The organism is Pseudomonas sp. EL_65y_Pfl1_R83, from assembly GCF_963970695.1.
In the GTDB taxonomy this organism is placed as follows: Bacteria; Pseudomonadota; Gammaproteobacteria; order Pseudomonadales; family Pseudomonadaceae; genus Aquipseudomonas; species Aquipseudomonas tritici.
On sequence record NZ_CAXAQI010000005.1, the window covers coordinates 158,015 to 179,176 of the forward strand.

At 55.1% G+C, this 21,162-nt stretch carries 19 protein-coding genes, 1 tRNA gene and 2 pseudogenes; 9 read left to right on the forward strand and 13 right to left on the reverse strand.

What is annotated here, in order from left to right; genetic code table 11:
- The first annotated feature begins 212 nt into the window (after positions 1-212).
- Together AACY08_RS09120 and AACY08_RS09125 are read left to right on the forward strand one after the other, a co-directional pair.
- Positions 213-599, forward strand: a complete 387-nt coding sequence (locus AACY08_RS09120; RefSeq protein WP_339469145.1) for a hypothetical protein — start codon at positions 213-215, stop codon at positions 597-599.
- A gap of 341 nt (positions 600-940) precedes the next feature.
- The gene (locus AACY08_RS09125) at positions 941-2,284 is read left to right on the forward strand and encodes a hypothetical protein (RefSeq protein ID WP_152618630.1); all 1,344 of its coding nucleotides are present in this window, start codon (positions 941-943) and stop codon (positions 2,282-2,284) included.
- A 1,197-nt stretch (positions 2,285-3,481) separates the two neighbouring features.
- Here AACY08_RS09125 and AACY08_RS09130 read toward each other — a convergent pair.
- The 6 genes from AACY08_RS09130 to AACY08_RS09155 all read right to left on the reverse strand — a co-directional run bounded on the left by AACY08_RS09130 (position 3,482) and on the right by AACY08_RS09155 (position 8,565).
- Positions 3,482-4,201, reverse strand: a complete 720-nt coding sequence (locus tag AACY08_RS09130; RefSeq protein WP_152618631.1) for a hypothetical protein — start codon at positions 4,199-4,201, stop codon at positions 3,482-3,484.
- A complete protein-coding gene (locus tag AACY08_RS09135; RefSeq protein ID WP_339469148.1) occupies positions 4,188-4,574 on the reverse strand; it encodes a hypothetical protein in 387 nt (128 codons plus the stop codon). Before AACY08_RS09135 ends, AACY08_RS09130 begins: the two co-directional genes overlap by 14 nt.
- Positions 4,575-4,831: 257 nt before the next feature.
- Positions 4,832-5,107: a hypothetical protein gene (locus AACY08_RS09140; RefSeq protein ID WP_039013492.1), complete on the reverse strand. Its 276-nt coding sequence runs from the start codon at positions 5,105-5,107 to the stop codon at positions 4,832-4,834.
- Positions 5,104-6,084 carry an integrase domain-containing protein gene (locus AACY08_RS09145; RefSeq protein ID WP_339469149.1) on the reverse strand — a complete coding sequence of 327 codons (981 nt, stop codon included), beginning with the start codon at positions 6,082-6,084 and terminating at the stop codon, positions 5,104-5,106. Before AACY08_RS09145 ends, AACY08_RS09140 begins: the two co-directional genes overlap by 4 nt.
- Positions 6,085-6,996: 912 nt before the next feature.
- Entirely contained in the window at positions 6,997-8,325 is a 1,329-nt protein-coding gene (locus AACY08_RS09150) for a tyrosine-type recombinase/integrase (protein ID WP_039013494.1), read from the reverse strand.
- A 164-nt stretch (positions 8,326-8,489) separates the two neighbouring features.
- Positions 8,490-8,565 (reverse strand) — tRNA-Thr (locus tag AACY08_RS09155).
- Positions 8,566-8,764: 199 nt separating this feature from the next.
- On the opposite strand from AACY08_RS09155, the gene AACY08_RS09160 reads away from it, so the two are divergent.
- Together AACY08_RS09160 and bcsQ are read left to right on the forward strand one after the other, a co-directional pair.
- Positions 8,765-9,175 (forward strand): hypothetical protein, encoded by a 411-nt coding sequence (locus AACY08_RS09160; RefSeq protein ID WP_339469151.1) that lies wholly within the window; start codon positions 8,765-8,767, stop codon positions 9,173-9,175.
- Positions 9,176-9,441: 266 nt separating this feature from the next.
- Positions 9,442-10,377, forward strand: a complete 936-nt coding sequence (gene bcsQ, locus AACY08_RS09165) for a cellulose biosynthesis protein BcsQ (RefSeq protein WP_339469152.1) — start codon at positions 9,442-9,444, stop codon at positions 10,375-10,377.
- Positions 10,378-10,618: 241 nt separating this feature from the next.
- Here bcsQ and AACY08_RS09170 read toward each other — a convergent pair whose 3' ends face one another.
- The 5 genes from AACY08_RS09170 to AACY08_RS09190 all read right to left on the reverse strand — a co-directional run bounded on the left by AACY08_RS09170 (position 10,619) and on the right by AACY08_RS09190 (position 14,782).
- Positions 10,619-11,806, reverse strand: a complete 1,188-nt coding sequence (locus AACY08_RS09170; RefSeq protein WP_339469153.1) for a methyltransferase — start codon at positions 11,804-11,806, stop codon at positions 10,619-10,621.
- Entirely contained in the window at positions 11,787-12,476 is a 690-nt protein-coding gene (locus AACY08_RS09175; RefSeq protein WP_339415471.1) for an ABC transporter permease, read from the reverse strand. The genes AACY08_RS09170 and AACY08_RS09175 overlap by 20 nt, the downstream gene beginning before the upstream one ends.
- A complete protein-coding gene (locus AACY08_RS09180) occupies positions 12,476-13,168 on the reverse strand; it encodes an ABC transporter permease (RefSeq protein ID WP_339456735.1) in 693 nt (230 codons plus the stop codon). The genes AACY08_RS09175 and AACY08_RS09180 overlap by 1 nt, the downstream gene beginning before the upstream one ends.
- A 74-nt stretch (positions 13,169-13,242) precedes the next feature.
- Positions 13,243-13,995: an ABC transporter substrate-binding protein gene (locus AACY08_RS09185; RefSeq protein ID WP_339469154.1), complete on the reverse strand. Its 753-nt coding sequence runs from the start codon at positions 13,993-13,995 to the stop codon at positions 13,243-13,245.
- Between the two features lie 13 nt (positions 13,996-14,008).
- Positions 14,009-14,782, reverse strand: coding sequence for an ABC transporter ATP-binding protein (locus AACY08_RS09190; protein ID WP_339415474.1), 774 nt, complete (start codon positions 14,780-14,782; stop codon positions 14,009-14,011).
- 555 nt (positions 14,783-15,337) lie between these two features.
- On the opposite strand from AACY08_RS09190, the gene gabP reads away from it, so the two are divergent.
- Positions 15,338-16,729 (forward strand): GABA permease, encoded by a 1,392-nt coding sequence (gene gabP, locus AACY08_RS09195; protein ID WP_339469155.1) that lies wholly within the window; start codon positions 15,338-15,340, stop codon positions 16,727-16,729.
- Positions 16,730-16,800: 71 nt separating this feature from the next.
- On the opposite strand, the gene AACY08_RS09200 is transcribed toward gabP, so the two are convergent.
- Both AACY08_RS09200 and AACY08_RS09205 read right to left on the reverse strand, forming a co-directional pair.
- Positions 16,801-17,214 (reverse strand): hypothetical protein, encoded by a 414-nt coding sequence (locus AACY08_RS09200; RefSeq protein WP_339469156.1) that lies wholly within the window; start codon positions 17,212-17,214, stop codon positions 16,801-16,803.
- A 4-nt stretch (positions 17,215-17,218) separates the two neighbouring features.
- Positions 17,219-17,669, reverse strand: a pseudogene (locus AACY08_RS09205) (hypothetical protein).
- A 196-nt stretch (positions 17,670-17,865) separates the two neighbouring features.
- Between AACY08_RS09205 and relB the strand changes: the two are divergent.
- The 4 genes and pseudogenes from relB (at position 17,866) to AACY08_RS09225 (ending at position 21,042) form a co-directional block, all read left to right on the forward strand.
- Positions 17,866-18,057, forward strand: a complete 192-nt coding sequence (gene relB, locus AACY08_RS09210) for a type II toxin-antitoxin system RelB family antitoxin (protein WP_339415477.1) — start codon at positions 17,866-17,868, stop codon at positions 18,055-18,057.
- Positions 18,047-18,316 (forward strand): annotated as a pseudogene (locus AACY08_RS09215) (type II toxin-antitoxin system RelE/ParE family toxin). Before relB ends, AACY08_RS09215 begins: the two are co-directional and overlap by 11 nt.
- A gap of 80 nt (positions 18,317-18,396) precedes the next feature.
- Positions 18,397-19,362, forward strand: coding sequence for an arsenic resistance protein (locus tag AACY08_RS09220; RefSeq protein WP_339469158.1), 966 nt, complete (start codon positions 18,397-18,399; stop codon positions 19,360-19,362).
- A gap of 87 nt (positions 19,363-19,449) precedes the next feature.
- Positions 19,450-21,042 (forward strand): ArnT family glycosyltransferase, encoded by a 1,593-nt coding sequence (locus AACY08_RS09225; RefSeq protein WP_339469159.1) that lies wholly within the window; start codon positions 19,450-19,452, stop codon positions 21,040-21,042.
- The last annotated feature ends 120 nt before the right edge of the window (positions 21,043-21,162 follow it).

A 21,162-nucleotide genomic window follows, 5' to 3' on the forward strand; every position in this document is an offset into this window, starting at 1 on the left:
GGGCTTCGTTTTGTATGGTGCGGCACCAGACGAACGGTATGTTTCTGCGGGGCTAGGTTTTTCGGGCGTCTGGAGTTCGCTGGAAAATTCGGCGTACCCCAACTAGTAACTATAAATAAATCAGCTAGTTATGGCGCTCGGTGGAATCGAACTCGGGATTTTTTAAATGTCAGCACATTTTCGATCTGTAAGTAATTTAGAGCCGCATACGAATGTTAAACCTCCTGAGTTCGAACGTTTTCGATCATCCTAGGCAGGAATCCGCCCAAAGCTGCCATGGTGACAGGCAGCAGACGGCCACGAGCGGAAACTTTGTAGCGAAGCTCAATCCCGCTCAATGGCCACTCCCCGATTTGGATTACACGCTGGTCGCACTAATTCGAACGATCGCCATGATCCCTTCAGTGTTCTCCCAGACATTAATTTCGTCAGGATATGAACGCGGTACAGATCATATTGTACATAACTTCACCGGGATGCTACTCGCCGCTGTCGGTCGTGTTACCGAAAAACTGATAGTCTGCACCTTCGTTTACTCGATCAATTTTGGCTTGGGATCCGGCGGTAAGTTGGTGCTTGAGATCGACCATCTGCCGTGAAATCTGCCAGCTTCAACAACCGGTTACCTTCGCATATGTCAGATCAACGATCTGGTCGTTGGATAATTTTGAGGTAAGGGAGTGAGGTCTATTTTACTGTCAAAGATTGGATTGCCTTGGGTCGAGGTTGCCGGTTGAGGTCGACAACCTCGGCTAGTAATGCGGAATTTACACGTAGTACCGCGCCTCTTCACTTTTGCAATACCCAACGAGTGCTCACATGCAGCCTCAATTACCATCCAAACGGAAATTTTCGCTAGATGCGAAAAAACCTCATCGACCGCAGGTTTATATTGTAGTAGATTTTACCAAAATATTTGGAAAGGTTTGGAACACATAGCATGGATGAGAAACATACAGTTTTCCAAATTTTCACCCCTGCAACTCCTGCAAATCTAGCTTTCATTGAGCGAGATGAAATCAATAACAGCCTAGTTAATGCTTTAATGACACCTGGCAAACAGTTAGTTATTTACGGCCATTCGGGTTCGGGAAAGTCTACGTTAATAAATAAAAAGCTAGAACAAATATATGAAAATCAGATAACAACTCGTTGTATGCAGGGGATGAGCTTTGATCAAATTGTGTTAGACGCGTTCGATCAGTTGGGCCCATTTTACACTAGTGAAAAAACTGGCAAAAAGACATCAACCAAAACCGCCCAACTTAGTGCGACATACTTAGGCATACAAAGTCAAATCTCCGCAGTGTCTACTATCGAGTTCGCAGAAAAGTCAGTACGAATTCTCCCTCCTCAATTAACACTGCAAAATTTAGCTCGCTTTATGGGGCAATCTAAAAGTTGCTGGATACTAGAGGACTTTCACAAAATCAATGAGAGCGACCGGACAAAACTTTCTCAGGCAATGAAGGTGTTTGTTGATATGGCCGGCGAGTATTCCGACCTGAAAATAATTGCGATTGGAGCGGTGGACTCCGCAAGGCAGGTTGTCCAATATGACAATGAAATGCGCACAAGAGTGGCTGAAATCCATGTTCCACTAATGGATGTCCATGAGCTTCAGGATATCATTATCAAAGGAACTAAGTTGATGAACCTACGATTTGACTCTTCATTAACGTCAACCATTAGCCACTATGCGGCCGGACTGCCCTCAATATGCCATACTCTCTGTCTAAATATTTGCTTGCACTTGGATCTAAACCGTCCAAGCACTGACAATATCATCATAAAAAAAGCTGCTCTCCAACCAGCCATAAAAATGTACTTGGACGAGGCGTCCGATACTTTGAAAATGGCATTTGAGAAAAACCTAAAACAATCAAAAGTAAAGAAATACAATAATGCCGAGTTAATAGTCAAGGCACTTTCCGAACTGCCACAAGAGGGCGGAACTCGCGCCGACATCTTCAAAATGATTACAAGAAATGAAAAAGACTACCCGCAAGGAAATCTCACAAAATATCTAAAGCAAATGTGTGAAACTGCCATCACACCATTAATTCGCTCCAGCGAAAACTCTGGAAAATATGCTTTCATCGATCCGCTTTACCGAGCATTTGCGATTGCGCTTTATTCTAACACCCAAAACCAACTCGCACATGAACTGATAAATTGGAATGCAGCGATTGCAGAGTTTATCAAGAATTTCGATACCGAAGAATTAACAAAAAGCATTACAAAAACTATAAACATTAACCTGCACAGCAAGCTTCGTACTTAGAGTGAAAAACGGGGAGAACTTATTTCTGAAAATAAATCAGTCCCCTTTTCCACTGATTGACGATACCCGAGGATACTCGATAGTCCATTCGATCCATTCTTTTGGACTGAGATCAATCTCTTGAATGTTCTTTCGCTTCTCCGAGTACCGAAAGAAATTAAAGTGTTACCGAGGTCAAAAAAGATACTGTGAGAACAGCACCTCAGAGGGAGCCGATTAATAATCCTGCCAATGGCTTAGTGAATCTATAGGAACTCGAATCATCGGTCTTCGAAGAAGTCTTCCTAGCGCCAGCTCGAACCGGACCCAAGGTGACTCGCATATGCAAGGTGAGTCGATAACAAGAATCAAGTGGCAACGAATTATTGCTATAACTACGCCAAGTTGTTGATGTTTTAGTTTGTCCTGTTCCAAGGCATGTATGAATGGCTCCGATGTACTTTCAAGATGAGACTTCAATCGCAATAGCAGTTTTTTAGTTACCAATCCATCGCGCTGAGTATAGCTAACGAAGATTTTCATGAAATTATTTTGGTGTAAAAAAGTATCCAGATCGAAAAATCAATAACTATCATTAAGAAATATAGCCACATTGAATGATTTAAACATGCCTTTCTGACCTGGATGAATTGAGATAGTCCAGTTCTATTCTTTTCAATAAACGGATGGCCGATAGACATTATTGATTTATTATTACTTCTTTTGGCGATATCACCACGTATCTCCTCCATCTTCACTCGCAGCTTTGATTGGTAGTAATACGCCACCGAATCCAAAAACCAAAAGCAGAGTGGTATAAGCAAGGCGGCGACGAATATTGAGTGGTCTAAGGCTGAGTTACCAGAGCTATCTTTCGTGAAAGATGCGATGATGCCTACTACTATAAACTCTATGGACACGCAAAGTTTTTTCGATTCGAAGCAGAATCCGCTTATCTGGGAGACAGCTGAGTGCAATTGATCTACCATTTTCCAATCTAGTTCGTCTTCGAGTGACTTGCTGTAGGGTACTTTAGTATTGCTCATTAGCGTGCTGCCACTTTTCAATATAGGAGAGATAGCATTTGAATTTAGGTGTGGTCGGAAATGCTCTAGATGATTGCTCTTGGTAGAGAGCGGATGGTTGTGAATGACCACCATCGACAAAAGCTATCACACGCTAAAGCGTTAGCTAAGGTCGATAGAGTCAACAACGACTTTAGCTCTCAATGAGCATTCGGGTAAGTGCTTGGTGCAATCCTCTTTCCAACTCTTCCGGTGTCTTCCATAGCACTAATTTTTGCGATCTAAGATCAAACGGGATATCATCCAAACCTGAGGCTAGAATTATTACACCTTTGCCGAGAGCATGTGCTATTCCAAGCTCGTAAAATACGTTAGGGTTTCTGCCGTCGATATTTGCGATAATAATTCCGGCAGTGGTCATCTCTCTTAGTATATGAGAAAGAATGCCGCCTTGAATAAACTGTTCGTCACCGCGAGTGCAAGATAATCCGACATCCTGACAAGCGCCGCTTATCAGTCGATATGTTTCCTCAAATCGTGGGTGGAATGGCGTTAGAACGAAAACTTTCTTTTTGTCAATTTTTAAAGTTTCCAGGCTAATTCCTGAAGCTGCTAAAAACTTCCTTCCGCTCAAGTCTTGTGTAGCTGCTGATTTATCTGATTCAGACTTTGAAAGGAAATCCATCACTAAGTGATTTACTTGTGACCAGCGCTCTGGATCTGCTGTAAGGCGATCTGTATTGTGATAGATTTTTTCTTCAAGGTTACGACGCATGGCTTCGATTTCAATGCGTCTTTTTTCGTCATTGTATTTAGAGTCTTTTAACTTTAATGTTGCATTAAACATTCCGTATATAAATGCCATCATTGTCAAAGACAGAGCAATAATACTGTAGATATCACTGGCCGCCATTTGCATTTCCCATTACAAGGTTAACTGAATTAACGAGTGCAAATATTGCCATGAGGTAATTCGCACCTGCCAAGCAGACAACTGATTTAACGTGGCCTACATCAAAGTATTTGATGGATCTACGCCAAAAAAAGACAATGAATATTGCTGCAAACATATAAAATGCAAACCATGCCATTCCCTCTCGAGGGTTTCCAGTTGGGGATATTGTGAATCCCATAACTAAAGATATCGCTAGGAATGTAATGTCAACAGGAAGTTCAAGGGTGCTCTCGATCGCCTGTGGCATTGTTGTAGAGCGATCTATAAACAGTTTGAGCATGAATGAAAGCCCGAGAACAATTGCTGGCATAAATAATTCAAGTCTATCCAAGCGAGATCCTCTTTGTAATTGGTTTAAAGCAAACGACTGAAAGCTTCGATGGCATGTAGTGCTTCATTTGTTATGACAAGGTAGAGCTTTGAAACTAAGAACCACCGCAACTCTCCAGTGCAAAGTTTTCAAATTTTTTGGGAGTGCGCCGAGGGTAGCGTGTCGAGGGGACCAAAGGCAACCAAGCAGCGCAGGTAATATGGGGATCTAAAGGTTTTATTGCGAAAATCCAGTTTTGGCCTGTAGGTAACCTAGGTCTAGCGGTTGAACTGCCAAGTTTTTCCTAAGCGCAGAGTGATCAGATCTGTGGTCAGCAGGTAGTAGTAGCGCGTCGACTCAGCGTGCTGGTTTACTTGACGGGTTAGAAACCACAAAAGATGTTTTCGCCGCCAAGACCACGGATTGTCTCGGTGCCAGCGCTCAGCGATCGCTGTTTGGATAGCCTTCGCCTGACGCAGGTGGCGTTGGCGGGTGGTGTGCGATCCGGTCAGGACGCCCACCAGGAACAGCTCCATATCGAATGGCTTGCTCATGCTGGGCCACCGATGTACGCCGATACCACGTCGATACGGCCGTGTCCGAGCTCATAGCTGATTTGTAAGCGTGCCTCTCGATCAAGGCGTGGATTGAGGCGCCTGCACCTGCCACCGTTGATGGGCGCGAGATTATGGGTGATTTGCTCATAGCGTTCGCACGCATAGGCTGCCCGCAATTCGTGAAAGCCTTTGAGTTTGTGCGTATGGAGGATATCTCGGGCGGGGCGGACGATCCCCTGCCAGAAATCGAGGTAGCTTTCGTTCGGTGCCAGCAGGTTGCGGCCACCATTGGGCGAAACCTGTTCGGCAAACCTCAGAGCTTCACGAATATGATCATCCACCGTAATCCAACGAGGCGCGGAGGCACCTGAGCGGCCCCCTTTGGTGCCGTCCTGGATGTTGATCTTGCCGAATTGCTTGGCTTCACGTTTTAGACGGGGAAGGTCGGCCAAAATCGCCTCGCGCAAGCGCATACCGGTGGCTCGCGCTAACTGAGCGATGGCCGCGGCGTGCGGCTGCTGGTTTTCGCAAAGCACGTCGACGATCCGCTTCACCTGTTCGCGATCTTGGCATTGCGGCGCTGAACGACGAACACTGCTGCGCCGCATTCCCAGCGCCTTACTCGGGCTCGGCACTTTCACATACTGATCACCGCGAAGTGCGGCCATGGTCCGATTCACACTGGACAACCGGTTTTGCGCAGTGGCGATGGCCAGCTCACCTTGTTCAACTTGTTGGCGCAGATGTCCGGTGTAGTCCAGCAAGGTCTGCCAATTAATCTGCCGCGCATCGTTAAACCCCGGCCCTTCCTCCGACCGACACCAGCGTACAAACGCCTGCCAGCGATCACTGTGTGCTTTGACCGTGCCGTAATGCCCGCCGCCAAATAGATCGCGCAATGCCTGGGGCCCGGCATAGCTCAGTTGTCGGCCATAGCCAAAATTGCGGCCACCTCGCTTGCCCACCAGTGCCATGATCGAACTCCTCTCGAAGCTAAGACTTTTAAAACTTTCCCCACGTCATCCCGCCAAGAATGTTGAGTGTTATCAGGGATCAAGGCCCCTGCGACCTGTGAGGGTTGTCCACTAACGCGGGACTGGCGGCTCTTTACGACCGGGAGCTTGGGCATCTCAATCTCATGATCTGGCCTCCTCAGCACTTCCGAGGAAGTGGGCGGGTGGAGGCTGCGTTGGCTGACGAAACCAACGCCGCGAGATCCTGAGTCGGGTGAAGGCAGTAATGCGATGATCGGGGCGTGCCTGACTGTCAGTCAGGTGCAGTCCATTCCCTGGGCTGCGGCACCATCATCTGCATCGCTGTTGTTGGTGACTTCGGTGTTTGTCACGCCGATTGTCACGAGGGGGAATGCCGCAAAGCCTTGTACGAGTTGGGCTGCAGCAGCGGTAGGAGCGCCCGTCTCCTTCCGGGAGAAAGAGACGGGCGCAGGTTGGCGCAATGAAATGGCCAAGCGGATAGGTTGCTGCAGGGCAGCTATGAAAGGGGGAAGTTGCCGCAGTGGGCACACTGGTAAAAGTAGGCATCCATCACATCGCTGTGACCGTGCGAGCCGCCGGACGCTAATCGCACTTTGGGAGAACCACCACGGTGTGGCGTAGCCTTAAAGGTTCTGGCTACCTGGGGTTGCTGTCAACGACAGCGCTTTGCCCGATCTTTTCTACGCCTGTGGATAATTTGGGTCAAGGCGCGAATTTTCGGGCGTTCTGCGGCTGTGGATGAAATTATCCACCGGTGGAAATCTGTGGTTTTCCACAGACGGTTTGCGTGGGCTTTAGATTTTTTAAATGAGGTCCATCCAAGCAGGGCGGCTTTGCAGCCCCGCTTGGATGGACCCGCGTGGAAGAGCGGACTGCGGTGATCTCATTGGCTTACCCACGTTTGGATGCGCCACGGCTATTTTGTAGGGCGGTGATGTTATTGCCGACTGGGTGAGCGAATTCGTGAGGCGTTACATGGCCGCTGCGATTGGCATCAATGTAATTGCTCCACCACGCCATGATCAGCCGGCGCTGCTCTAGAAATTCAGCTTTGTGGATATACGCGGCGCGCACGCGGTTGCGTTCCTTATGGCTCATTTGTCTTTCGATGGCTGCGTCGGTCCATAACCCGGACTCCAGCAGGGCGCTACAGGCCATGGTCCTGAAGCCGTGGCCGCACACGTCCTTGCTGGTGTCATAGCCGACGTTGCGGAGCATGGTGTTCACCGTGTTCTCGGACATGGGCTTCCAGTACTTGTGGTCGCCCGGTAGCACTAACTCTGAAAAGCGACTGAGGCTGCGCACGCGCTCCAGTATTTCGATGACCTGCGGCGACAGCGGCACCATTTGAATATCGCCATTCATCTTGGTCCCACGTGTGGAGTTGCGTACCCCTTCAATCGGAGCGCGTGTATCGGGGATTTCCCACATGGCGCGTTGGAGGTCGAACTCACTCCATCGCGCGAAGCGCAGTTCGCTGGAGCGGACGAATACATGCAACGTCAGCAGGACGGCGAGGCGCGTCAGCTCGCGGCCGTTGTAGTTGTCGATACGGTGCAGCAGTTCGGGTAGGCGGTTGAGGGAGAGGGCCGGGCGATGGATTGTGCGCGGCGCGTGAATCGAGCCTGCCAGATCTAGTGCAGGATTCATGGTGATCTGCCGGGCTCTTTTGGCCCCGCGCATGATGGTGGATAAGTAGTTCTGTACCCTTAACGCCACATCCATGGTGCCGCGTTCCTTGATGCGCTGGGTGATCTCTAGAAGGTCGTGGGTATCGAGCTCGGCGATGGGCCGTTGGCCGATCAGCGGGAAGACGTGGGTGCGCAGTCGGCTCATTACGGTTTTTGCGTGACCTTCGGTCCAGCGGCGGGACATATCAGCGTGCCACTCTAGGGCAACGGTTTCGAAAAGCAGTGCCGCCCGCTGGGCTACGATCTTGGCCTTCTTCTTTTCTTCCATTGGGTCGAGGTTGTCGAGCAGCAACGCCTTGGCTTCGTCTCGCTTACGTCGTGCGACGGAAAGGGTAACGATGGGGTAATTGCCGATGATTAGCGTGCCTTCCTTGCCGCTGGGCTTGGTGTACTTCAAGCGCCAGGTCTTCACGCCATTGGGTTTGACGAAAAGGTACATGCCTCCGCCGTCGAACAGTTTGTAGGCGCGTTCGCGGGTTTTGGCGGTGCGGCATTGCAAGTCGCTGAGGGGGATCGCTAGACGTGGCATGGGGGTACGCGCTCCTGACCGGGAAATCGCAGTACCCCTAACATACCCTCGGGGAAGGGGGATTTTGTTGGATCCCGACAGAGGGTCCTGGAACGAAAAAACCCGCCAAAGGGCGGGTTTTCGGGGCTTCCAGAGCATTCGGTGGAGTGCAATGGAGCCTAATGTGGTGCCGGCACCAGGAGTCGAACCCGGGACCTACTGATTACAAGTCAGTTGCTCTACCAACTGAGCTATACCGGCGTGTTAGGGCGACGATTATAGCGATTGCCAAGCTTCTGTAAACCCCTGAATTCTGACTATTTTTGCAGAAGCCAAGGTTTTCTCGCAACGAACCCTTTTTCCTCGCAACGAGGTAGGATTCATCCCTTGTCATCCAGCGGTCTACCCGGCCTTGATCAAGGCAATTTCCGCACTCATTTCGACCCAAGGAAGCCTTTACATGAAACGGACTCTTTCACTGTCCCTGATCCTTCTCGTCACAGCCCTCAGCGCGTGTTCCACCCATAAGCCTGGCAACGATCCGGCGTTGGTCGGTACCTGGAAGGGCTTGCGCACGGAGACCAGCAAGTGCCAGTTCCTGTCGTGGACCAATAACCTCAAGCCGGACGGCCGTTTCACTATTACCTTCTTCCGTGATGCGCAGCAGACTCAGGTGATTCAGACCGAGCAGGGCACGTGGGCCGCGGCCAACGGCAAGAATGAATTGCGCACGGATGGTGTGCCTTCGCCGGATATCTACACGTATAAACTGGTCGACCCGGATACCGTGCATTACGTCAGTGTGGCGGCGGATCCTTCCAGTGATTGCCAGGGTGATTACGCGTTCACCGAGTACCGCATTCGCCGTTAAGTCGATTGGTGGGCCAGAACCGGGGACTCGGGTGCCCGGTTCGCTCATAGGTTCAGAGACGTTGGATCGGATGCTGGCGGGGTCATTAATTTGACTACTTGCCGTCGGTCTAAAAATTTAGCGTTAACTTCATCAAAATAATGACACTTTGTTTTCGCTGTCAGAGAATGCGGCAACAGAGCGCGCCCTATATAAAAAGACCTGCGGTAAGCCTTCTTCTTGCCGGCCCTTCACGTCTTTAGGCTGCGTCGTGTGGGAGTTTGGTCGTGAGCCTTACTGACAAGATTTTTGTGTTGCTCGGCAAACATGTCACGCGAGATGTGCGCGGGCTGAACGCGCGGTTGCATTTCTTCGGCAGTGTTCCGGTCGACGATGGCGCCCCCTTTCCTTCTTCAGGCCCGAGGGCCAATGAACCACTTCAACAGGAAGAGGTTGCCGTGGCACGGCCCACTGTCGTCGCGTTGGTATCGGCCAATGGAGGCGTGGGCCGCAGCACGCTGGTCACGGCCTTGAGCAGCGGCATGCAGCGGTTGGGTGAGTCGGTGGTGGCTTTGGATCTGGACCCGCAGAACGCGTTGCGTCATCACTTCGGCGTCAGCGCGAGCTTGCCTGGCATCGGTCGCGCCAGCTTGTTGAATACGCCCTGGGTTCAGATCCTGCAACCGGGCTTCGCCGGGTGCCGGGTCATCCCCTTTGGCGATATCGATACCCAGCAGCAGGAAAACCTTCAGGGTTGGCTCAAGCGCGAACCGGGTTGGCTGGCGCAGCAGTTGTCGGGGTTGCGCCTGAGCGAGCGGCAAACGGTGATCATCGATACCCCCGCCGGTAATAATGTCTACTTTGATCAAGCCTTGAGCGTGGCCGATGTGGTGTTGGTGATTGCCAAAGCTGACGCCGCGTCCTTGGCCACCCTGGACCAACTCGATAGGCTGCTGGCCCCGCATCTTGCGCGCGAGGGCCCACCGCAGGTTCGCTATGTGCTTAACCAACTGGATGAGGACGATGCCTTCACCCTGGACATGCTTGAGGCGTTCAAGCAGCGCCTGGGTGCAAAGCCGCCGCTGGAGGTGCACCGCGACAGGGCAATCAGTGAAGCGCTGGCGTTTGGCGTCGACCCCTTGGACAGCCAGGCATTGACCTTGGCCGGAGACCATATCGACGCGCTTTGCCGGTTATTGATTGCGCGCAAAAAATCGCTATAAGTCGCGGTTTATGCGCTTAACGCCAGATGCTTATGCACAATCGGTTGGTTGAGGATGTCACGTAACAGCCATTTTTTGGAGCGGTTCTCATCCCGCCGCAACTGCCTGTTTTGCGGATGTTTTATTGGGTGAACAAAAAATGATCAGCTTGTTTTTCGACCTGTAGCGCAGAGGGCTACAGGCTCTGTAAAGAATCTATCAACAGAGTTATCCACAGGCTGTGGTGCGACAATTCTGCCCCTTAATCGCGCTCGGCAAGCACCATCAAGTTGCGCGGCGTCAATGCGGTTTCGCAGAAGCTGCCTACTTCGATCTTGTAGCCGGCTTCGCTTAGAAACAATGCCCGATCCAGTACCAGCCATAACTCCAGCGGGCGCCGAAATAGGCCACGCACCAATTCCAGGTTTCTGACCTCGGCCAAACGGCTCCAGCCGTACGCCTCTAATGTCGCCCACTGCTGTTCACCTGTGGATAACCCCTTAAGACGTGCCAGTTCCCGGCAGTAGTCGGCGAAAGGCTTGTCCAGCCAGCGCGTGGGCAGCGAAGGCGCGGGCAGGTATTCGTCGCAGCCACGCAGCTCGCGTTGCAGTTGATCGAAACCCAGGCGCCGCGCCATGGACGTGTCGCGCTGCAAGCGCACCCGCTTGCCGGCGGTAACGGTTTCGCTCAGGGGCAGGCCAAGGTCATCGATCGACAGGTGCAAGGTTGAGGCGCGGCCTGCGGTGGACAGTGCCTGGTAGGTGTCGGCGGTGATGCGGTTATAGCAGCATGGCGCCAGCGCGAGCTGTTGGCAACCGACCGCGCTGGCCAGTTTTAGCAGGCGCACGTGCAGGTCGCCACAGGCGTGCAGGGCGACGGGCGTGTGTTCACGGCTGAGCGCCACATCGGCCATCACGTCTTGCAGGCGATGGATAGTGGGCAGGCCATGGTGATCGCTCAACGCCTGGCCTGCCGCGATCAGCGCCGGGTCGTACTCCAGGCACGTCAGCTGTTGGCCTGTGTGCAACAGGCGGCGGCCGAGGTGGCCCTTGCCGGCGCACCAATCCAGCCAATGCCGGGGTGTTTGCGCAAATTGCAGCGCGGCGCCGAACGCTTCGATTTGCTGCCATTTGCGCCCGGGTACGTCGACATTCAGGCGCTGCGCAGCGGGTTGCAGGAGCCGCGTCGGTAACTTATCCACAGCACTGAGACGCAAGGCTTCGCAGGCCAGCGTGGGAAACGGTGCGGGCGCCGGCAGTGTGTGGGGGTGGTTATGGCTGGTTTCTGCGTCGGACAACGAGCGTTGACGCAGCCACCGGGCCAGTTCCGGATGCTCGGTTTCCCAAGGCAATTGCCGATGAATAAAGGGCCGTGGTCGCCACAGCCCTTGGTGCTTGATCAGAAACGCATCCAGCGCCTCAAAGCGTGCTTCAACGCCCCTGGCATTCATCGACGCGCAGCCAGCGTTCCAGCAGTTTGAAGCCGCGCACCAGCAGGAAGGAGATCAGCAGGTAGAACACGCCGGCGGTGAAGAACATCTCCACGGTGAGGTAGTTGCGCGCGATGATCGTCCTGGCCATGCCGGTCAGCTCCAGCAGGGTCACGGTGCTCGCCAGCGAGCTGGCCTTGAGCATCAGGATGACTTCGTTGCTGTAGGCCGGCAGCCCGATGCGCGCGGCCCGGGGCAGGATGATGTAGAACAGCGTCTTGGGCTTGGACATGCCCAACGCACGGGCTGCTTCGATTTCCCCAGGCGGAATGGCCTGGATGGCGCCCCGCAGAATCTCGGCGATATACGCTGCGGTGTGCAGCGTCATGGTGGCGGTGGCACACCAGAACGGGTCGCGCAGGTACGTCCACATAAAGCTTGAACGGATGGCGTCGAATTGGGCCAGACCGTAGTAGACCAGGAACAACTGCACCAGCAGCGGCGTGCCGCGAAAGAAAAAGATGTAGGCATAGGGCAGGGCACGCACAGACAGGTGCCTGGACGAGCGCGCGATACCCAGCGGGATGGCCAGGATCAGGCCGAGGATCACAGCGATGCTCACCAGTTCCAGGGTCAGGATGGCGCCCTGGATAAACTTCGGCAGCCACTTGATGATGACTTCCCATTCCATTACGTCGTCCTCACGAAGCCGCGGGCGGCGCGTTTTTCCAGGAAGTGCATAGCCACCATCGACAGAGACGTCAGGGCCAGATAGATGAACGCGGCGACCATATAGAAGGTGAAAGGCTGTTTAGTGACGGTTACGGCGATTTGCGCATGGCGCATGATTTCTTCGAGGCCGATGACCGTAACCAGCGCGGTATCTTTCATCAGGATCAGGAACAGATTGCCCAGCCCCGGCAGGGCGATGCGCCACATCTGCGGCATGATCAACCGGGTAAAGACACGAAACTTCGACAGGCCCAGCGCCACACCCGCTTCGCGGTGGCCTTTGGGAATGGAGATGATCGCCCCACGCAGCACTTCCGTGGCGTAGGCGCCGAAACACATGCCCAGCGCGATCACGCCAGCGGCAAAGGCGCTGAGGGACAGGTCGGGAATGTCGAGCAACTCACCCAGTGAGCGCATGGCGTTGATCGTGCCGAAGTAAATCAGCAGCACCCACAGCAGTTCCGGCACACCGCGAACGATTGTCGAGTAAGCACCGCCAAGCCATTGCAACGGCTTGTACGGCGAAGTCTTGGCCAAGGCGCCGGCAAGGCCGAGCACCAGCCCCAGGCACAGGGCCGTGAGCGCGAGTTTGACGGTCATCAGCGCGCCAGCGGCAAGCGCCGGGCCGAATCCGTAGAGATCGAAATTCATGGTGTTTTCATATCGCGGCAGGCATTGCAAAAAGCCGACGCGCTCACGTGAGCGCGTCGGGCATACCGTTCAGATCATTCGATGCTGAAAGGGAAATACTTGTCGTTGATCTTCTTGTAGGTGCCGTCTGCCTTGATCTCCGCCAGGGCTTTGTTCAGGCGCTCGCGCAGTGGGTCGCCTTTACGTACGGCGATACCGATCTTGTCGCTTTCTACCACCGGGTCGCCTTTGAACTCGTAGGCGGAACCGTCTTTGCTCTTGAGCCATTCGTATTGCACGTACTTGTCGGCCAGGATGCCGTCCAGGCGGCCGGACGTCAGGTCGAGGTAGGCGTTTTCCTGGGTGTCGTAGAGCTTGGTTTCGGTATCAGGCAGCTTGTCTTCCAGGTACATACCGGCCAACGTCGCGCGTTGTGCACCGATGACTTTTCCTTTCAGGTAAGCGGCGTCGGTCTTGAAGTCGGCGGTGGCTTTAGGGGCGATGAACTGCAGTTTGTTGGAGTAGTACGGGTCGGTGAAGTCGACGGCCTGCTTGCGTTCATCGGTGATGGACAGCGAGGAGACCAGGAAGTCGAACTTCTTGGCGTTCAGGGCCGGGATGATGCCGTCCCAGTCGGACACATACACTTCGCACTTCTCGACTTTCATCTTGGCGCACAGGGCGTCACCGATGTCTTTGTCGAAGCCGACGACGTTGCCGCTGGCGTCTTTGTTGTTGAACGGCGGATAGGCCGCTTCGATCCCCATTTTCAAGGTTTCTGCCATGGCCGTGGCGCTGAACGCCATCGAGACGGCCGCGGCCAGGAGGAATTTTTTATAGTTCTGCATGCATGTTGCTCCGTTAGCGGTTGCTGGACATGAATTGTTTGCAGCGCGCCGAAAGCGGGTTTTCAAACACCTGCTGTGGCGATCCTTGCTCTTCGACCAGGCCCTGGTGGAGGAACACCACTTCACTGGACACTTGGCGGGCGAAGCCCATTTCATGAGTGACCAGCAGCATGGTGCGACCTTCTTCGGCCAGCGCGCGGATCACATTAAGTACTTCTTGAACCATTTCCGGGTCAAGCGCCGAAGTGGGCTCGTCGAACAGGATGACCTTGGGCTGCATCGCCAGGGTGCGCGCGATGGCCGCTCGCTGTTGCTGGCCGCCGGACAATTGCGCGGGGTAGGCGTGGCGCTTGTCGGCAATCCCGACCTTTGCCAGCAGGGCTTCAGCCACTTCAATGGCTTCGGCTTTACTTTGGCCGAGCACACGGCGAGGGGCCTCGATGATGTTGTCGAGGATGCTCATGTGCGGCCACAGGTTAAAGTTTTGAAACACAAAACCGATTTCGCTGCGCAGGCGGTTGATCTGCTTGCCGTCGGCGGCCATCAGCTCGCCGTTTTTCGCGGCCTTGAGCTTGAGCTCTTCGCCGGCCACCAGGATCTGGCCCTGGTTCGGGTTTTCCAGCAGGTTGATGCAGCGCAGGAAGGTGGACTTGCCGGAACCGGAGGAACCCAGGATCGAGATCACATCGCCGTCGCGAGCGGTCAGCGAAATACCTTTAAGTACCTCCAGCTCACCATAGCGTTTATGCAAGTTGCGGATTTCAAGCGCGGGCGTGGCCTCGGCCATGTGCGGTCCTCGTTGTATTCGTTGCGATCTTCGCTGTTGGTCCGCCTTCCTGGCGAGGCGCCAAGCTAGCATAGCGTCTTGATGGCAGCCAACAGCGCGGCCGGCGGTAAACAGGTGGTGTGCGGCAGGGTGTCGCATCGGCACAGCAGCGTGTCGCGCCATCAACAACCGAACAACCGTTTGAACCCGAAAAGCCGCAGGCTTCGCGTAAAAAAGGGCGCGATGGTGCCAGCTTTGGCCGGGGGTTGGAAGGGTTAACCGGGCAAACGGTGCGTATCAGCCCTTTTGTGGGGCGTCACGTACTTTTTGTGTGTGTTTATGGTGCGTTTATTCGTATTGAAAGTGAGTCGCACGGTAACGCTATAGCGGAATGCCATTGTTCTCAATGACTTGCGAGGACTGCTCAATCCTCCTACAACCCGCGTCAATCGCGACGCTGTAACATTTTGGCGCAAATCTTGCGTAAAAAATAAAGAACGCCCTGTTGGTTTCTTTTCACGATAAAGATCACAGGCCGGGCGGACCGTTTTCGCAATTCCTCGTAAAGGTGTGTCAATGAGTAGTACGCAAAGCTCCAATGACCTCGAACAGGGGCTCAAACCGCGTCACGTCACCATGCTGTCGATTGCCGGCGTTATCGGTGCCGGTTTGTTTGTTGGCTCCGGCCACGCGATTGCTGCCGCCGGCCCGGCCGTACTGTTGGCTTACGCCGCTGCGGGTACGCTGGTGGTGTTGGTGATGCGCATGCTGGCCGAAATGGCCGTCGCCTCGCCAGACACGGGTTCGTTCTCCACCTATGCCGACCGGGCGATCGGCCACTGGGCCGGTTTTACCATCGGCTGGCTCTACTGGTGGTTCTGGGTGCTGGTGATTCCGCTGGAGGCCAACGCCGCCGCGACCATCCTGCATGCCTGGTTCCCGGATGTGGCCATCTGGGCCTTTACGCTGATCATCACCTTGCTGCTGACCGTGACCAACCTGTTCAGCGTGAAGAACTACGGCGAGTTCGAGTTCTGGTTTGCGCTGATCAAGGTCGTGGCGATTGTGGGCTTCGTGATCCTCGGCCTGGCGGCGATTTTCGGCTTCCTGCCGACCAGCCAGGTCAGCGGCGTTTCGCACTTGTTCGACACCCAAGGCTTCATGCCGAACGGCATGGGCGCGGTAATGGCGGCGATCCTGACCACCATGTTCTCCTTCATGGGCACCGAGATCGTCACCATCGCGGCGGCTGAATCGAAGAACCCAGGCCAGCAAATCACCAAGGCCACCAACTCGGTGATCTGGCGGATTGGTTTGTTCTACCTGCTGTCGATCTTCATCGTGGTGTCCCTGGTGCCTTGGAACGATCCGACCCTGGCAGCGGTGGGTTCGTATCAGACCGTACTGGAGCGTATGGGCATCCCGAATGCCAAGCTGATTGTCGACCTGGTGGTACTGGTAGCTGTGACCAGCTGCCTGAACTCGGCGCTTTACACCGCCTCACGCATGCTGTTCTCCCTGGGCCGTCGGGGTGATGCACCGGCCGTGGCCAAGCGCACTAACAAGAGTGGCACGCCTTACTGGGCTGTGCTGCTGTCTACTGGCGCAGCGTTCCTGGCAGTGTTCGCCAACTACGTGGCCCCGGCGGCAGTGTTCGAATTCCTGCTCGCCAGCTCGGGCGCTATTGCATTGCTGGTCTATCTGGTGATCGCGGTGTCGCAACTGCGCATGCGCCAGAAACGCGCGGCGGCGGGCGAGAAGATCGTCTTCAAGATGTGGCTGTTCCCGGGCCTGACCTACGCGGTGATGGTGTTCATCGTGGGCACGCTGACCATCATGCTGTTCCAGGAAGCGCATCGGGTCGAGATTATCGCGACTGGGGTGCTGAGCTTGCTGGTCGTGGCGGCAGGGCTGTTTGTATCCAGCCGGCGCAAGGCGCAGAGCGCGGGTGCTGCCGTACTGAACTGACGGAATGCGGTAAATAATGTGGGAGCGGCGGTGCGAATCGTCGCACCGCCGCTCCCACATTTAGTTGTGCGTCATTCTTGCGAGCTGACCAGCGCCTGGGACGCCGCCACGTAATCCGCCTGGAATTCCGGCGACTCGATCCACGCCAGTGCCGCTGCCTCGTCATCAGTGTCCGTGGCCCACTGCCGATACTCGATCAGCGCCGCCAGGATAAAGTCGGTGGCTTCTTCTTCGCCTTCCTGCTCAAGCACCAGCGCCAGCAACGGGTGGGCCAGGAACACGGCGCAGAGGGCTTGCTGGCTGGTTTCGCCTGCCGTGCGCATTTCTACGAACAGCTCGGTCAAATCCACTGACTCAAGGTCAATGCGGCTGTCATCACCGGCGAACGCATCCGGCTTGGCCGCGACGGCGCGCTGGGTACGGTTTTGCTTGGCCTTGGCCTTTGCCCGTTGGGCACGTTTTTGCTGCTTGTCTGGCGAGGCCATGGGCTTAGCGTCCTAGGGGGCTGGATCTGGGGGGAGTATTGAAGCGCAGGTTGGGGGAAATCCCAAGGGTATCCGCAGCTAATTGGCCGTTTTGCAGCCATACCAATGCAATCGGCCACAGCCTCTGCTGATGCTCGCTGCGAAAAAATGCGAAATGTCCGACTGCCTTTTCGCCAATATCAGCAGGCGCGATCCGCAGATGAGTGCGTTCACTGCCGTCGAAGTAACCCAGTAGTCGCTCGCTGCAGCATCGCCTCGAAATCCAGCACGCCCCAACCCGACCACGAGGCTTTGAAGCCACGAAGTGAGCCGCTGCGGGAGTCGCCGATGCCACGGTAGCCGTAGGTGATGACGAGGGGGCGTTCGAGGTCGGTGCGCAGGTGGCGCCAGGTGAAGCCGCCCAAGACGTAGCCGTCGATGGCAAGCTCCTTGAAAGGAATACGGTGATCGTGCATACGTGAGGCCGCAGGTATTTGCGAGCAGACGTCGGTCAAATTCATCGTTTCACGGCCTCTGTCAGTTTCTTATTTTTTTAGTAACAGTTGTTCAGTTTGCCATTACTTGTGTTCCCTATGGCATGGCAGGCTCACTAAGCTCCGACAGCACATCATGGACCGATTAGAACGGCAGGCATCCTTTAAGGAGGTCTCTATGAGCATCCCACTTTCTCCCATCGTTTCAGCGTTTGAAACTGAAGAGCAGGCCGCCAGCTATGACCGTTGGTTTCGTGCCAAGGTGCAGGCTTCAATTGATGATCCCCGTCCAAACATTCCGCATGATCAGGTTATGGCAGAGATGCGCGCTCTGATTGAATCGAAGCGAAAAGCGCAAGATGAGGGTTGAGTGGCGGCCGGAAGCACGCGCCGAGCTGAGAGCAATTTTAGAATACATTCTTGAGCGCAATGCTGCGGCAGCCAGTGATTTGAACGAGTCCATCGAGCTAGCGACAACGGCTCTTCCAGATCATCCGTATCTCTAGCGCATGGGTCGAATCCCTGGTACTCGAGAAGTTGTCGTGCACCCGAACTATCTGGTGGTGTATCGAATAGAGGATTGGATCGAGATACTGACAGTGCTACATGCACGTCAGGAGTACCCCTGATAACCAAACTGGTTGTATCGCTCGACCTTAAGTCGGTATATGCATAACCTTGCGCTCTTGCGATCCGATAGAGCCGCCTCATGACCCGCGACACCCTCGAACACAACCAGATCCCGGTCTACTTCGTAGCCGTTCTTCTGGCGGCCGCTTGTGGCCTGTTCGCACCCTCATTTGCCCGCGGCCTCAGCGCGCTGGTCACGCCCACCATTGCGGTGCTGATGTACGCAATGTTCCTCCAAATTCCTTTTTTTGATCTGCGCCAGAGCTTGAGTAACAAGCGTTTCCTGTCGGCACTACTGCTCGCCAACTTCATCCTGGTGCCCCTGCTGGTGTGGGCATTGACCCAGAGCCTGGTTGGGCGTCCGGCATTGCTGGTCGGGGCGTTGCTGGTGTTGCTGACCCCGTGCATCGACTACGTGGTGGTGTTTACCCATATCGGCAAGGGCGATTCGCGGTTGATGCTGGCGGCTACACCGGTGCTGTTGCTGCTGCAATTGGCGCTTTTACCGATCTATCTGAGTGTGATGCTCGGCGCCCAATCCGAGGTAGCGGTGGAGGCAGGGCCGTTTATCGAGGCGTTCCTCTTGTTGATCGTGGTGCCGATGATTCTGGCGGTGGTGACGACTTCCCTGGCACGGCGATCGTCGGTCGTCAGTGTTTGGAACAGTGGCTGGGCGTGGTTGCCGGTGCCGGCGATGGCGGTGGTGTTGTTTGTGGTGATCGGCTCGCAAATCACATCGGTGGTACGGGATATCAACCTGTTGCTGCCGGTGATCCCGGTGTATGTCGGTTTTCTGGTGCTGGCGCCGCTGATGGGCGTGTTGGCCTCTCGGTTGTTTGCACTCCCGGCGACGGCGGCCAGGGCGGTGACATTCAGCGCGTCGACGCGCAACTCGCTGGTGGTATTGCCTCTGGCGCTGGCCTTGCCCGAGGATGTGCGTGGGGTGGCGGCGACGGTGGTGATCCTGCAAACCCTGATCGAACTGGTGGGCGAGTTGATTTACGTTCGGTTGATCCCTAAGTGGGTGTGGCCTGCAGGTCGGTAATCGCGGGAATGTTCAGGTCTGTTCAGGCGTTATTCAGCAGGGCAGTCGGCACCATACGTCGGCGCCCCTTACCTGACAGGTCAACCGATGGATCACCGCAACCGTTTTCGCCTGGAATCCCTGGGCATTTTCCTGTTTGCCCTGTTGCTGTTCACCCTGGGTATCTGGGATCAACAACCCCAAGGGTTTGACGGGCGCTGGGCGCTGTTCCTACAAGAAATGTTTCGCCATGGCGCGAGCCTTTTCCCGACTACCTATGGCCAGCCCTACGCGGATTACCCCGGCACCGCGACCTTTTTCAGCGTTGTGTTCGCGCGACTGTTTGGTGCGCCCAACCATCTGGCGAATGTGCTGCCCACCGCCTTGGCGTCCGCTGGGGTGGTTGCCTTGATCTATCGCTTGCTCGTCCCGGCGAATCGCCAGTGGGCGCTGCTCGCCGTGCTGCTGACGTTGCTCACCACCCAACTGCTCGAAAAATCCCGCTCAGTCTGCCTGGACCAGATGGTAGCGTTGCTCTGTATAGGCAGTTTTTACCTGCTGCACAGTGGTGGGCGCTGGAGGCGGCTGGCGGTGTTTGCGTTGTTCATCCTGGGGTTTGCCATACGCGGGCCGCTGGGGTTGATCGAAGTCTGTGGTGTGGTGTGCGTGTATTGGGCGCTGGGCAAGCCTGGCGAGCGCGTGAAGCAGGTGCTCATTCATGGCCTCGTCGGCCTGGTGTTGTTGGCAGCCTGTTGGTGGCTGCTGGTGAAACTGGCGCGCCTCAGCGGTGGTGACGCATTTGCCGATGAAGTGTTCAAGATGCAGGTGGGCGGACGCCTCGATGAAGCCGGTGAGCCGTTCTATTTTTACTTCCAATTGAGCTTGTATCGCTACTTCCCGGTGGTGCCGTTGGCGCTGGCCACCATGATTGCGCTGCGTCATCGCTGGGCCGAGCGGTTTGAGGGCGATATGCAATTGGTGGTGCGGCTCGGTGCCTGCGGCTTGATGATCTTGCTCGGGCTGTCGGTGCCGCACTTCAAGCGCGCTTACTACATCCTGCCCATGGTGCCGATGTTTGCGGCTGTCGCGGCCTATGGGCTGCTCCATGCGCAAGGTTGGCTCGCTGGCGTGCGCCGCTGCTACGAAGGGCTTGTCGTGGCGCTACCGGCGTTGTGCGTCGTTGCAGTGTTTGTCTGTCGGCATGGGTGGCAGAAGCATGGTTACTGGCCAGATGTTTCGTTGCCGCTGCTGATCGGTGTGCTGATGGTGTTCCAAGTGGCGGCGTTGATTGCCTGGCGGCGGGTGGGGCGGTTGGTTTGGCTCAGCCTGATTGCATTGTCGGCGCAATGGTTGTTGTTGGTGATGGTGGTAGAGCCGGCCAAGGACCTGCAGTTTGACACCCGGCAGTTTGTCGGCCAGGTGGAAGCGCTGCGCGTCACGCAGCCGGGGCCGTTGGTGTTTATCAACCTCGGCCGGGATACCTGGGCAGTGCGCTACATGATGAACCTGGATCACGATGAGCGGCCGGTGTTTGTGGGGGCTCATGAGCTTGACCGATTAGGTGCGTTGCCACGGCCGGCGTGGGTGATTGTGGCGCGCAAGGAAGTGGCGTTGCTGCAACGGACATCCCTGGCGGACGTCGCTCCAAGCTTTGAAGGGCGGTTGAACGATAATCCGCTGATGGTGTTTTTGCTGAAGTGAGCGAAGCGCGAGATCAAAATCGCCACTGGGTTAAGTCAAATCCCAGGCAACAAAAAACCCGCACTAGGCGGGTTTCTTGTGTGCTTTCAGGTGTGCTTGGCATCACCTGAAAACGAAAGG